General features: G+C 64.7%; 13 protein-coding genes. 5 read left to right on the top strand and 8 right to left on the bottom strand.

The window, feature by feature from the left end; genetic code table 11:
- Positions 1–136 precede the first annotated feature (136 nt).
- Complete coding sequence (locus tag GFS60_RS10305) at positions 137–433, top strand: putative quinol monooxygenase (RefSeq protein ID WP_159920974.1); 297 nt, start codon at positions 137–139, stop codon at positions 431–433.
- A 36-nt stretch (positions 434–469) separates the two neighbouring features.
- On the opposite strand, the gene GFS60_RS10300 is transcribed toward GFS60_RS10305, so the two are convergent.
- The gene (locus GFS60_RS10300) at positions 470–1,138 is read right to left on the bottom strand and encodes a 3-oxoacid CoA-transferase subunit B (RefSeq protein WP_268962577.1); all 669 of its coding nucleotides are present in this window, start codon (positions 1,136–1,138) and stop codon (positions 470–472) included.
- Complete coding sequence (locus GFS60_RS10295) at positions 1,135–1,899, bottom strand: CoA transferase subunit A (RefSeq protein ID WP_159920972.1); 765 nt, start codon at positions 1,897–1,899, stop codon at positions 1,135–1,137. The genes GFS60_RS10300 and GFS60_RS10295 overlap by 4 nt, the downstream gene beginning before the upstream one ends.
- Positions 1,900–2,125: 226 nt before the next feature.
- Between GFS60_RS10295 and GFS60_RS10290 the strand changes: the two genes are divergently transcribed.
- The gene (locus GFS60_RS10290) at positions 2,126–2,899 is read left to right on the top strand and encodes an IclR family transcriptional regulator (protein WP_159920970.1); all 774 of its coding nucleotides are present in this window, start codon (positions 2,126–2,128) and stop codon (positions 2,897–2,899) included.
- A 12-nt stretch (positions 2,900–2,911) separates the two neighbouring features.
- Here GFS60_RS10290 and GFS60_RS10285 read toward each other — a convergent pair whose 3' ends face one another.
- Together GFS60_RS10285 and GFS60_RS10280 are read right to left on the bottom strand one after the other, a co-directional pair.
- Positions 2,912–3,784, bottom strand: a complete 873-nt coding sequence (locus tag GFS60_RS10285) for a slipin family protein (RefSeq protein ID WP_159920968.1) — start codon at positions 3,782–3,784, stop codon at positions 2,912–2,914.
- Positions 3,781–4,245, bottom strand: coding sequence for an NfeD family protein (locus GFS60_RS10280; protein WP_109328458.1), 465 nt, complete (start codon positions 4,243–4,245; stop codon positions 3,781–3,783). The genes GFS60_RS10285 and GFS60_RS10280 overlap by 4 nt, the downstream gene beginning before the upstream one ends.
- 143 nt (positions 4,246–4,388) lie before the next feature.
- Here GFS60_RS10280 and GFS60_RS10275 point away from each other — a divergent pair, with 143 nt between their 5' ends.
- Positions 4,389–5,057, top strand: a complete 669-nt coding sequence (locus GFS60_RS10275; protein ID WP_159920966.1) for an SIMPL domain-containing protein — start codon at positions 4,389–4,391, stop codon at positions 5,055–5,057.
- A 32-nt stretch (positions 5,058–5,089) separates the two neighbouring features.
- Positions 5,090–5,905 carry a HugZ family pyridoxamine 5'-phosphate oxidase gene (locus GFS60_RS10270; RefSeq protein ID WP_159920964.1) on the top strand — a complete coding sequence of 272 codons (816 nt, stop codon included), beginning with the start codon at positions 5,090–5,092 and terminating at the stop codon, positions 5,903–5,905.
- Between the two features lie 250 nt (positions 5,906–6,155).
- Here GFS60_RS10270 and GFS60_RS10265 read toward each other — a convergent pair whose 3' ends face one another.
- Complete coding sequence (locus GFS60_RS10265) at positions 6,156–7,169, bottom strand: zeta toxin family protein (protein WP_159920962.1); 1,014 nt, start codon at positions 7,167–7,169, stop codon at positions 6,156–6,158.
- 3 nt (positions 7,170–7,172) lie between these two features.
- Positions 7,173–7,640, bottom strand: coding sequence for a hypothetical protein (locus GFS60_RS10260; RefSeq protein ID WP_159920960.1), 468 nt, complete (start codon positions 7,638–7,640; stop codon positions 7,173–7,175).
- Between the two features lie 3,221 nt (positions 7,641–10,861).
- On the opposite strand from GFS60_RS10260, the gene GFS60_RS10255 reads away from it, so the two are divergent.
- On the top strand, positions 10,862–11,824 hold the full coding sequence (locus GFS60_RS10255; protein ID WP_159920958.1) for a hypothetical protein: 963 nt from the start codon (positions 10,862–10,864) through the stop codon (positions 11,822–11,824).
- 303 nt (positions 11,825–12,127) lie between these two features.
- Here GFS60_RS10255 and GFS60_RS10250 read toward each other — a convergent pair whose 3' ends face one another.
- Positions 12,128–12,628, bottom strand: coding sequence for a hypothetical protein (locus tag GFS60_RS10250; protein WP_159920956.1), 501 nt, complete (start codon positions 12,626–12,628; stop codon positions 12,128–12,130).
- The gene (locus GFS60_RS10245; protein ID WP_159920954.1) at positions 12,625–13,479 is read right to left on the bottom strand and encodes a ParA family protein; all 855 of its coding nucleotides are present in this window, start codon (positions 13,477–13,479) and stop codon (positions 12,625–12,627) included. The genes GFS60_RS10250 and GFS60_RS10245 overlap by 4 nt, the downstream gene beginning before the upstream one ends.
- Positions 13,480–13,482: the final 3 nt, after the last annotated feature.

The following is a 13,482-nucleotide window of genomic DNA, read 5'->3' as shown; positions in this document are numbered from 1 at the left end:
AACGTGGCACGACGATCCCGCGTACCGATTGGCGCAGACGGAATCCGGCTGATCGACCGCCCGCCCACCGATGCTGAGCGGGCGTTCTCTAACGTGATCGACGTCATATCATTTACATCGATTTCGAGGAGACCAGATGCCGATCACCGCAACACTGGAACTGAAGTTCAAGCCCGAATCCGTGGACGCTGCCCGTGACATCTTCACCCGCGAGCTGAAGGCCACCCGCGCATTCGACGGCTGCCTGGGCGTCGAGGTGCTCGTCGACGCCGCCGACCCCGCCCGTTGGCTGCTGATCGAGAAGTGGGAGTCGGAGGAGCACGACGCCGCCTACCGCACCTTCCGCGCGGGACCGGGCGCCATCACCGACCTCGGACCTCTGCTGGCCGGCGCACCGGTCCTCACGAAGTACACGGTCGACGACAGCGTCTAGACCCCGATCCCGCGGGTCGTCGAACTGGAGTGCCGATCAGGCAGCGGTCTCCAGGTCGACGATCAGTGTGGGGCCCGTCGCGGCCTGCACGTCGTCGACGCTCACCCCGGGCGCGAGTTCGCGCAGGGCCAGGGTGCCGTCGCCGAGTACGTCGATCACGGCCAGGTTGGTGATGATCCGGTTCACGACTCCCTGACCGGTGAGCGGCAGGGTGCACGCGTCGACAATCTTGGGGTTGCCGTCGCGGTCGGTGTGTTCCATCACGACGATGACCCGTTCGGCGCCGTGCACCAGATCCATCGCCCCGCCCATTCCCTTGACCATCTTGCCGGGGACCATCCAGTTGGCGAGGTCGCCGGTGCGCGACACCTGCATGCCGCCCAGTACGGCCGTGTCGATGTGGCCGCCGCGGATCATGCCGAACGACAACGCCGAATCGAAAAAGGCCGCACCGGAATTGACGGTCACGGTCTCCTTGCCGGCGTTGATCAGGTTGGCGTCGACGGCCTCCTCGGTGGGGTACGGGCCGGTGCCGAGGATCCCGTTCTCCGAGTGCAGGATCACCCGCACGTCGTCGTTGAGGTAGCCCGGGATGAGGGTCGGCAGCCCAATACCGAGGTTGACGTATTCGCCGTCGATCATGTCGGCGGCGGCGCGCTGCGCCATCTGATCGCGGGTCCAGCCGGTGGCAGCAAGTGTGGTCACGAGGGGCGTCCTTCCGCGCGCACGGTGCGCTTTTCGATTCGCTTGTTCTGGGGTCCGGTGTGCACGATCCGCTGGACGAACACTCCCGGCAGGTGCACGTGGGCCGGGTCGATCTCGCCGGGCTCGACGAGGGTCTCCACCTGGGCGATGGTCACCTTGCCCGCCATCGCGGCGAGGGGGTTGAAGTTCATGGCCGTCTTGTCGAAGACGAGGTTGCCGTCGGTGTCGCCGATCGCGGCATGGACCAGCGCGTAGTCGGCGTTGATCGCCTCTTCCAGCACGTACCGCTTGGCCCCGAAGACGCGGGTCTCCTTGGGCGGTGACGCGATGGCGACGGAACCGTCGTGGCCGTAACGCCAGGGCATGCCGCCGTCCGAGATGGGGGTGCCGACACCGGCCGGGGTGAAGAAGGCGGGAACACCCGCGCCGCCGGCCCGCAGCCGCTCGGCGAGCGTGCCCTGCGGGGTCAACTCCACTTCGAGTTCCCCGGCCAGGTACTGACGGGCGAACTCCTTGTTCTCCCCCACGTACGACGCGGTGACGCGGCGAATCCGGCCCGCCGACAGGAGGATTCCGAGCCCATGATCGTCCACTCCGCAGTTGTTGGAGAACACCTCGAGCTCGTCGACGCCCGCTTCTTCGAGTGCGGCGATGAGTGCATCGGGGATGCCGCAGAGCCCGAACCCTCCTACCGCCAGTGACGAGCCGCTGGTGATGCCCGCGACCGCCGCTGCCGCGGACTCGGAAACCTTTCCTGTCATCGTGTCTCCCTTCGCTACCGCTCGACCTCCGAGCCGGTGTTCACTTCAATGCGTTCATCCAGCAGACGCTGATCTCCCGCCTGGCGGGCTTCACTGACCGACGTGGTGAACGCGTAAGCCCTAGTAGAACGTGCTCTTCCTCACGTTTCAAGGAGTTCGGCAAGGTTGTTCGCAGCCTGGACACCGGAGCGCTGAGCGTTCACTGAGTGAACGCTACGATGGCATCATGACGGAGGAGACACGCGGACCGCACGTGGTCGGACGGGTGGGTGCGCTGTTGCGGGCAGTCGGAGCACACGAGCCTGCCGGCGCATCCACGACGGTGCTCGGGCGCGCAGCCGGGCTGGCCCGTCCCACCGCGCACCGGTTGCTGTCTTCGCTGGCCGACGAGGGTCTCCTCGACCGCGACGCGAAGACGGGCCGGTGGACCCTCGGCCCGGAGCTGTATCTGCTGGGCGCGGCGGCCGCCACCCGCTACGACATCACCCGGCACGCCCGCGGCGTCCTCGACCGGCTCGCCCGCGAAACCGGGGAGAGTGCCTTCCTCTCGGCCCGGCGCGGCGACGAGACGGTGTGCATCGCCGCCGAGGACGGCAGCTTCCCCCTTCGCTCCCACGTCCTGCACGAGGGCATCCGCTTTCCGCTCGGCGTCGCCTCCGCGGGACTGGTGATTTTGGCGCATCTCCCCGACCGCGACATCGACGAATACCTGGCGCGCACCGACCTCTCCGAACGCTGGGGCGAGAACCACAGCACGGACGCACTCCGCGAACGCATCGCCCTCACCCGCCACACGGGGTACGCGGTCAACCCCGGTCTGATCGTCGAGGGAAGCTGGGGCATGGGTGCGGCGGTGTTCGACCGGGACGGCCGGCCGGCGTGGGCGCTGAGCCTCACCGGCGTCGAGACCCGCTTCCGCCCCGAACGCCACCCCGAACTCGGCACCCTGCTCCTCGAGCAGGCGCACGTCCTCTCACAGCTGCTGCAGTCGCGGGCGTGAGTTCGCTTGTACTCAGTTACGCAGCGGGTGCGCTACAGGTTCCGGTCGCGTCATGGCCCGCATCGGGTCGACGTCGGGTCTGGCCTCGAGTTGTGACGGTTCGTCGGGCCGATCCTTGTCCTGGCCGTTGGCAGTTGGGGTGGTGAGGAACGGGCGGACCAGGTCGAGTGGCAGCGGGAAGACGATGGTCGAGTTGTTGTCGCCGCCCATCTCCCCCAGCGTCTGCAGGTAGCGCAGCTGCAGGGTGGTGGGGTTGCGGCTGATGACGTCGGCGGCCTCGGCGAGTTTTGCAGACGCCTGGAATTCGGCCTCGGCGTTGATCACCTTGGCGCGGCGTTCGCGTTCGGCCTCGGCCTGCCGGGCGATGGCCCGTTGCATGTTGGTGGGGATTTCGACGTCCTTGATCTCGACGGTGGTGACCTTCACACCCCACGGTTCGGTCTGCTGGTCGATCACCTGCTGCAGGTCTTCGTTGAGCCGTTCGCGCTCGGACAGCAGGGCGTCGAGGTCGGCCTTGCCCAGGATCGAGCGGAGGGTGGTCTGCGCGATCTGCGAAGTGGCGGAAAGGAAGTCCTCCACCTCGACGATGGCCCGATCGGCATCGATCACCCGGAAGTAGGTGACGGCGGTGACCTTGGCAGGCACGTTGTCGCGGGTGATCACTTCCTGCACCGGAATCTTGAGTGTGACGGTCCGCAGGCTGACGCGTTCCATTCGGTCGATGGCCGGGATCAGCAGCACCAACCCCGGACCCTTGAGGTCGATCAGCCGGCCCAGCCTGAACACGACGCCCCGCTCGTATTCGCGGAGCACCCGGATGGAGCTGCTCGCCAGCATGGCGAGCAGGATGATGACGACGCACAGGATGACGATGAGTTCGGTCATAACAGCTCCCACGGTTCGCGGCGGCGCACGGTGAGGGTGAGGCCGCGGATCTGTTCGACAATGACGGCGTCACCGGCGGTCGGTTCCTCGTCGTCGCCGAACTGGGTCTGCGCCTTCCACAGTCCCCCGGCCGTTTCCACCTGTCCTTGCCGCCCGGCCCAGCTGCGGACCGTGGCGTCGGTGCCGATCAGCGATTGCGGGCCGGAGCGGATGGGAATACGCCGCGCCGACAATGCCTTTCGGCCGATCACGGCCGCGCTGCCGAGTCCGACCACCGCGACTCCCGCGGCCGCCGGGACGGCGATCATCTGCGCGGTGTCGCTGGACGTGAACAGCAGCCACACCCCGGCCGCGGAGGCCAGGGCACCGAGCCCGCCGAGCACACCCGCGGTCGGTGCGTGTGCCTCGATCACGATCAGCAGCACACCGAGTATCAGTGCCAGCACACCCAACGCGGCCATTTCGCATCACCCACGATCACGCTTCGCGAGGGCCCGGCCGCATCGCATAGCCACCTGGCGATCGGGCCCTCGGTATCCACGGTATGCGAGCGCGCGGGGTCACGCCACCAGCAATTTCCGGCCCGGATGGCACACTCCTTCTCATGCATACGAGCCCTGTTGTCGTCACCGTCGCCGGCCACGGTGAGGCCACGTTTGCGCCCGAGCGGTGCACGGTGACGGTCGTCGTCCGCATCGAGACGGGCGACGTGGAACGGTCGGTGAAGGCGGCCTCGGCCACCGTCAGCCGGCTCACCGAGCTGATCAACGCGCAGTTCGACAGCCATCACGGTCCGATCAACTGGTGGTCGCTCGATCAGGTCCGTCATTCGCGGCACCGCCCGTACAACAAGGACGGTCTCCAGCTGCCGTATGTGTACAGGGCGGAGGCCGCGTTGGAAGTGAAATTCAGCCAGCTGGGCGCCGTCGGCGGCTTCGTCGATTCGGTGTCGACGCTCGAAGGCGTGAACGTCGGAAACTTCGACTGGGCGCTCACCAGCAAGAGTCGGGCGGCCCGCATCGTGCAGGTGCGGGAACTCGCCATCCGCGACGCGCAGTCGAAGGCCGAAACCTACGCCCGCAGTCTCGGCCGCAACACCGTTCACCCCGTCGCGATCGCCGACCCCGGCATGCTCGGGGTCGACGCCGGGTCGTCATACACCGCTGTGGGGGCCCGCGCCTTCGCCGCCAGCGGTTCGAACGACGCCATCGCGCTGAAGCCGGAGAACATCACGCTCAGCGCCGACGTCCACGCACGGTTCGAGGCATGGTGAGCGAAGATTCGATGCGGGCGTACCGTTCGGGAATGACCAACTTAGATCACGGAGATCCGGGCGACGCCCCCACTGTGCCGCCGCCGCTGGCAGAGGTCGTGAATCCGGCCCGCCCCTCCGCGGCCGAGGAAGCCCGGACGGTGGCGGCCTCGACCAACATCGGCACCCTCGCGAGCCTCACCGCCGACGGTGATCCCTGGGCGTCGTTCGTGACCTACGGTCTGCTGGGCGGCTCCCCCGTGCTGTGTGTGTCGCACATGGCCGAGCACGGCCGCAACCTCGCGCACGATCCCCGGGCCAGCATCGCCATCGTCGCACCCAATCCACCTTCCGATCCGTTGGCCAGCACCCGCATCACCCTTGCCGGGTTCGTCGAACGACCCGAGGGCGACGAGCTCGCCGCCGCACGCGAGGCGCATCTGGCAGCCATCCCGGCCGCGCACGTCTACATCGACTTCAGCGACTTCGCCCTCTGGGTGCTGCGCGTTCAGCGCGTGCGGTGGGTCGGCGGGTACGGGCGTATGGACTCAGCAACCGCCGAGGCGTATGTGAACGCAGCCCCGGACCCGGTCACTCCGCACGCCGGCCGCGCGGTCGAGCACCTCAACGCCGACCACGCCGACGCGCTGCTGTCTATGGCCCAGGCGCTGGGTGGTTTCCCGGACGCCACCACCGCCACATGTGAGGGCGCCGATCGCTACGGATTGGACCTGCGCGTCGTCACTCCGCGCGGCGCCGCCATGACGCGGGTGGGGTACGCGGAGCCACTTCACTCGGCCGACCAGCTGCGGGCGGCGACGGTTGCTCTGACACGTCAAGCCGCAGGCGTCGATACGTCCGGCCGCTGACGAGCCGAATTTTTGCCGAACGTCGCGTCCAGTTCCGCACGACGACGTTGTACGACTGCACTCCCTCCGAGGCGCGCAGTTTGCTAGTGGATCTGGGCGGGCTGTCGTTGGGAGACCGCGAGGTGGAGAACCTGACGGAACATGTCATCACACCAGGGGTGCACGAACAGTGAGTCGACGCAGAGCTCCGCACTCACACATCCGGCTTATCCCTGCGGAACGCGCGAGCGCGTCACCAACCCGTAGTCTGCTACCGATTGTCGATCTCGGGCTCCGGTATTCGGTCTGCACACTCGCGGTCCTGGGTGTCCGTTGCGCCCCACGTTAATTCCAACTGTCCACCCGCCGCGCGTTCACGGCGTTCGATGTGCTGTGGTCCCCGGTCCACCTCGACGGTGCGGTACAGGTCGTAACGGGTGACGGCCGGCGATTCCTCGCTGACCTCCCGGGCGTTGACCTCACTGACGGAGCTGCCGTGGAGCGGTTTGCCGTCGGGCAGCCGATTTTCCGTGAACAGACGATCGACGGCCGAGTTTGGAAGCCACCGCCCACCCATCCGCGCCGCCGGGTCGTCCTTTGACGCGTGCAAAGCGGCAGTGAAGCCCTGCTGCCACCGGTGCACGATCCGGGCGGCGGCGAGTTCCCGAGAGGCTTCGACGTCGGCGATGTGGATTGTGTAGTGGTCCCGCTCGAGGCGGGACACCAGCTCGGTCGCCCACGGCTTCCAGGCCATCGTGCCGTCGATGATCACGTTCTCACCGACCGATAACGACTGCGCCACGGCCGTTTCGAGCAGAAGATTGGACTCGATGTGCACCAGCGCGCACAGCTCGTTCGGATGGAACCGGCTCGGCAGCCCAGGCTGCGCCCGAACCTGCTCGGGTAGGAGTTCCTGCAGTGAGCCGTCCTCTACGGCAGCCGCGAGGAGGCGGAGCTTGAACTCGTCCGCATCCAGATGCCGCCACCCCTGCGAATGCTCCCCCACCAGATGGGCTTGGGCAGTGGATTTGCCGGCACCGGGCGGGCCGGCCATGAGGATCGCTACCCGGTCGCGGCGCACCTGAGTGCGCGATGCACGCCCCTCCGCGAGGATCCGCTCATGTAACCGCAACCGTGCCCGGGTGGGGATCGGTTCGCCATCGATCCGACGGAAATAGCGGCGGTCATTGACCGTGGCGTGGGGGGCATCGATCGTCAGCGGGCCACCCGGGGTGGACAGCGAGGCGAGGAAGGCACGGCGATCCTCGGATTCACGGGTCGGCACAGGTCAGTCAGCCAGTGCGTCGAGGATCAAGTCGTAGTCCTCGTCGGTGAGGAACCCGTGGGCCAGCGCGCGACCGACCTGGTGATTGAAGCCACCCTCCGTATGGGGGCGGACGTCGTCGACGTCCGGGTAACCGGTCGAAGCGAGGGGCTTGTCGTACTCCCAGCCGATCAGCTCGGCGCGCATCGTCTCCGGATCGATCTCACCGGCCGCGCACCGCGCGGCGACCTCGTAGGCGGTGCCGCCGTGGGTGCCCGGACGGACATCCGGGGCCTCAATCCGGGCACGCTGGAGCATTTGGCTGATCGCCGGCTGGCTGACGCCATTGACCTCCGCCAACCGTGTCTGGGTGACTCCACCCTCGTACAGTTGCCGCAGGTTACGGAGGAATCCGATATGCGCCACCACCTCACGCGCCCGGTTCTCGGCCATGCTGGAGAACAACCGGTCCCGGTCGATCATGATCGTCATAACCCGCACCTCCTCTATAAGCAATCTTATAGGTGAAGCTCCAGGCAGTAAAGGGCCGCCACAAGAGCTCAGCGCAAGCCTCCGGTGACGTCGTGCCGCGGAGGCCAGCAGCACCGCGGCGGCACCACAGCCCTCGTGCTCCGGCCTCTCCTTGCGGTCCACCCCCAGTCAGCAGGATCGGCTCAGCCGCTCTTTGTGTCACCGTGCCGTGCCTGCGGTACGGCTGCCCCTATGTCGCTGCCGACGTGGCTGGTGCACCTTGTGGCCGGTTTGCCTCCCGCCCGTAGCTCCCGCACCCGCGCCCCGGACAAGACGTCGAAGGAGTGCGTCCTCACCCCGCGGGACCGCCGAGCGTCCACGGTCGCCGGTTCCTCGTCGAGAACGCCGACAAACACAGACCCAGGGCCCGGCCCGCTGGAAATCCAATCTCTTTCGGCCACATCCCGGCCTGCTCCGCGGACGAGACGGGCCTTGTCGTGTCAAACACCACCACGAACCCCAGCGCAGCCACCGCCTCCACCAAGTCCCGCCCGGTTCGTAACCGGGGACCTCACCGACCTCGACCAGTTCGGGGTCCGCCACCCTTCGATGCGCGAACACATCAACCGACCGGGCGCCGGGTCGAGCCGCTCCGACGTCACCTCCGCCCCCCAAATGGGAATACAAACTAAAATACGGCTGACTACTTAAGTTTGTACCGAACAACTCCTTATGCGCCCCCGCTTGACGGAAACAAGGCCAGGAGAGGCTGGCAATCTGATTTGTAGTGGCTACTCTCGCCGAAGTCTTCAGATACTGTTCGCCGGGGTCCTTGACTGGTTCCGGCCTCATTGGTGGGGTGCCGATGCGGACCTACTCGTCGACGGGTTGCTCCTGGATTTCAAATCCACGCACGCCGCCACCACGATCAACTTGTCCAGAACGCAGCGGCGTTCGGTCGCAACCAGTTGGCGACACCGTCTATCGAGTTCAGGACCACGCCAACATGTGATCGATGTTGAGGTCGCGGCCATCGGCCTGCAGCAATAGAAACAGAGATCGTCCTGAAGATCGCGTAACGGCTCCACCATGGGTCACACGCACTGGAGTCCGTGCCGAATATAAACCCGGCCAAAACATCCGCATCGAGATTCTCCTCGCGGTTGAACGCCACGATGTGCCGAGCCGTCGTCGTGGTGACAGCGGTGGCATATACGCAGGAACAAGGGAGCATCCGGCGGTGGTGGACTCGGTGGCGGGTCAGCCAACGTCCATCTCCCGCACCGAGCCGTGTGGATGGACGGCTAGCAGTCAACAGTGAGTTCAGTAGGCACCCAAGGCACTACGTCAGATCATGCCGGGGATCATGGCGAAAAGCCTTGCGTTTCCATGTCAAATCACTCCGTCTGCGGCTGTCGGCGGAAGCGCGGTCTCATGCGCCGCGCCTGGTATGAACAGTGAGGTCACATCATGTTCTGTTGCCACCAAACGATGGCGGGGCCGAATGTCTGCGCGATCCAGTAGAATCCATCGTTGATCGCTGGGATCATGAATTCTGGGACGCCCCAGAGACGAAGGTCGTCCTAGTCAAGTCCTTGGGTACGGAAGAATGCTGTCGGAAGGGCGTTTACATGCATAACTGTCTCCTTCACACCGTGATTTCTGTCCACCAAAAGTGGTTGGGTCTGCGTGGTTCGGACAACCATTGCGTAACCGCCACGTAACTGGAGTACAACGCGTCGGGCGGTCCGTCGAACCGTGGATCGTCCGTGCTTGTTCTCCTTAGGTGACGCTGAACCACCAGTAGCCGACTCGCGCTAACACGAAGGCAACCGCACGAATTCCAGGCTCAGCCCACTCGGGAATTCCATAGAAGCTCAGACTGTCCATGGCTTCCTCCACACATTGAGGTTGACGCCGACACCTACCTATCGCGCGGGTGTGATCTGCGTTACATACCGAAGAGTCAGACCGCAATTACCTGCGGTTCCTCGCCACGCTGACATCCTTAAGTTGTCGTGTCGCTCAACCTTACGGAACCGTCCACATGCCAGCGGACGGGATGAGTGTCGTACTCATCGCACCACCTGTAAGGCCGACAGTCGCGAGCAGAACTCCTGAGCCAGTGTTGGCGTGGCCGTTGAGCGGTACCCGATCGCCACCTCGCCGAATATCAGTGATTCCAGTTGCGCCGGTGTTCAGGTTCCGCCATTGGACACTGCAATAGCATCCCCAGTTGGGATCACCCGCGACGAAACGCGTTACCCCCTGGTGTTGCGGGGTCAGTCCGCGCCGACAACCACCCGTGCACTGGTGTTGCAAACATGAACGGCGGGGCTGCGGTTATTCCTGCGACGGGTAGGAACTGGTAGTCGGATGGAGCGGCCTGAGCCGTGGACGTGCCAGCTAACGCGATCCCGAAGGATGCGACTGCGTCCGCGGCAACAGCGGCGATGCTACGGAACATTCAAAACCCCCACGGTCGGTAGCCACGTGACCGGCTGATAACCGGTAATCCATATCGACCCAACGACGACTCCTGACCCGGTGTTCGCGAAGCCGTATCTCGGTTGGGGAAGGTAGTCCAAGTCCGCACCAACCTCCGCGACACCGGACGCGCCGGTCGTCAAGTTCTGCCAATGGACGACGCACATACATTCAACTCTCGGATCGCTGAGGAACCGCGTGATGCCGGGTGTGCTCGGATCAGTTCGCGCTACGACCCAACCGCCACCGAAGCTGAGCAGCCGACGCTCGGAACTACGCTGGTCCCGTAGACCGGGCTCGGGAACTGATAGTCAGAGGGAGCGGCCTGGACGGCGACTGGACTCAACAGCGCGACACCCGCTGCGATCGCGAGGACCGCGAGGGTCCGCAACTTCCGGCTCACACGAATCTTGACGCGGTGGAACCGGGCCATGGTGCCCCGTTCATGTCACCCCGACACAGTAGAGACGGACGATCCCTGTAATCAGTGTCGCAAAGACAGGAGCACTACCAGGGTTGAATAGACAGGGTCTGATCAGATTCGTTCACGAATGACGAGCCGATCCTTACGACCGACGAGCCGGGTTCCGATCCCGCGAAATGGCACCCCATTGCCAGCGTCCCCGCCCTGTCGATGCGGGCCGAGGTTGGGGTTCAGCCAATCGGGACTGGCTGGTCCCGCTCACGGGGAACACGCCACGAGCAACCCCTACCGCACGACCGGCTCCTGAACCCGCAATGGTTCAATCTTCGACGTGACATACACGGGCAAGCTTGAAGGACCGGCAGATGTTCAGGAAGTAACAAAACTCCTCGGAAACCACACGCCCGAACCGATCCGAGAACATTGGGTAGATGCCGGCGGGGTGCGCTATCCACCGAAACAGGTGTACCAAGCACTCAGCGGAGATCCCCGGTCAACCTTCACGTCACATCTAGCTCTTGCGCGCCTCCGCAGAATGGGCTTCACAACCAGCACTTACCAACCACGTAAGGATGGGCCCCACCGCAAGGCCACACTCGTTGAATCGCAGACGATTGACGGTGAGTTGTCGGCGTCCTTTGCGACGCTGCTCTCGTTTCTCACCGACCACAAACTCACAAATCACTTGGCATCCGCGGAGGAAGCACTCGCTGGTGCCGCGATCACGGGTTGTAACGACGTCGTCACCGAGTTTCGTTTCAGCGAGGATCTTCTCGACGCCGCCTTGGCCATTCGTCAGCATGTCGGGCGTCTCAGTGACGTTATTCATGCGACCGTAATCGCGCGCTGCTTACCGCTCATCCTCGAACCAGGTGAGACGGTGACTGTGAGGCCATCTCTCGGTGCGGGCAACGATCCCAGCAGACCGTTCGATGTCGAAACGGACCGGCGAGTGGCTGAATTCAAGGTTGCACAGTGGAAGGGCGCTGACACAATGCGCAAGCGCGGAGTGTTCGCGGACCTTGTGCACCTGGCTTTCGACGAATCTGATCGGCGCGCGCAGATGTTTATCGTCGGACCACTCCCGAGGAAGTTCCTCACTTCCTCCAAAGCAACAGCCGAATGGGCCTTGGCACGCTCATCCCCCCACACTCGGCGCCGATTCGAAGAGAAGTTCGGGCCTGGCGGAGGATTCACCATCGCCGAATTTACCGGTGGACCCGCCGCACATATCGAAATCATCGATCTCGCGTCGTTTATTCCCTCATTGGGGCTACCGGACGGACTCCTCTGAGTGCCCGCTATTGACGACGGCGTTGCCACTTGGAGTCGGGCCTCTAGGCAGGCGAAGGTCCGGCGATCCTGCGTGCTTTACCGGTCCCTACGCCGACAGCCCATACGTCCCTGATCAGCTGATCCAAGCGGCGGACGCCCTGCCGCAATGCCACAGCCGATCGATGGTTTCCCCAACATGACCACGGCCAACTGCAAGGGGACCGACCGACCGCCACGGGTTGGACCCCCTGTGCGTCACCAACGCACGCCAACCATGCCTGTTGCGGATACAGTGTCAGTGCCGATTCTTCGACCTGCGCTGCTAGCGAAACGCACTCCCCTTCGATGAGAGTGCCTTGACACGCTCAACGGTCCAGACGGCGAGGACTTCCACTTTCCGCTTGCGCCCGGTTTCCTTGTGGGTGTCGAGTTCCTGCTCGGCGATGATGTCTTTGATGCCGTCCGCGTCCAGTTCCGAGAGTCGTTCGAGCAACACCTCTTCGCCGGACTCGCGGAACACGACGAAGGGATCGAACGCACCCGCCGCACGCTTGGCCTTCGGGGCGGCGGCCGCACGCCGTCGCGGTGCGGGCGCCGCGACGACTGGTGCGGGCGCCTCGGCACCTTCCGACTTCGGGACGACGAACGCCTCGGCGATGGCCTTCGCGAAACGCGGAGTCCGCGCGGCCTCCTCGGCTACCACCTGAACCAGCTTCGCGAGTAGGACCGACGCGGATGAGTTGGTGGCATCGAGCTTGAGCAGCGCAGCACTGGCTTCGGATACCTGCACCCGTCGGCGGGCTTCTTCGATCTGGGCACTCATAGCTTCGCCTGCGCTTCCGTGAGAATGTTCTGCGTGATCGCACGCATCTGGTCGAACTGACCCTGATTCCCGTACTTCACCTTCAGGGTGCTGTAGGGGTGGAACTCTGCCGACGCGGCAATCTGGTTGGACTCCGCGAGGTATTCGGGCAGTACATGCGGGACGTTGGGGTCTCGCCGCAAATTCATCACGGTCGTCCGGTGCACCGCGGAGTTCGACTTGTATTTCGTGATCACCAAGCCGAGCTCGAACAGCTCCCGGCCGATCTCCTTGCCGAACTTCGCGATGTGCGTCTGGATCTGCGGAATGCCATACGTCGACAACACGTCCGGGATCGTCGGGATGATGTAGCCCTCCGCCATCGCCAGTCCGTTGAGAGTGATGGGTCCGAGGTTCGGCGGGCAGTCGATGAGGATGTAGTCATAGAAGTCCGCGACCGGTGCGATCGCGTCACGCAGCAGTTCCACCGGCTTCGTCGACGATCGGTCCGCCACCCGCAGGGCGCTGATCTCCTCCTGCAGTTCGATGAGGTCGAGCGAAGACGGCAGCAGATCGACGCCCGTCACCCGCTTCACCGGCGACACCGAACGCTGGATTGCTTCTTTGACGTCGAAATGCGAGGTGCCATCGACGGCGTCGCGGAACAGGGTCGCGATGGTCCGGCCCTGCTTGTTCAGCTCGAGCCAGGTATCCTCGCTGATCATCATGGTGGTGAGGTTGATCTGCGCATCGAGGTCTATTAGCAGCACCCGCTGACCGAATTCGAGCGACATGAACTCTGCCAGCCCCGCGGTGATCGTCGTCTTTCCGACCCCACCTTTGAGGTTGATCGTCGCAATCGTCTTGGCCATCAG

The organism is Rhodococcus sp. WAY2, assembly GCF_009859915.1.
In the GTDB taxonomy this organism is placed as follows: domain Bacteria; phylum Actinomycetota; class Actinomycetes; order Mycobacteriales; family Mycobacteriaceae; genus Rhodococcus_F; species Rhodococcus_F oxybenzonivorans.
The sequence above is the reverse complement of the archived record's forward strand: the minus strand, read 5'-3'. Positions and strand labels throughout refer to the sequence as shown.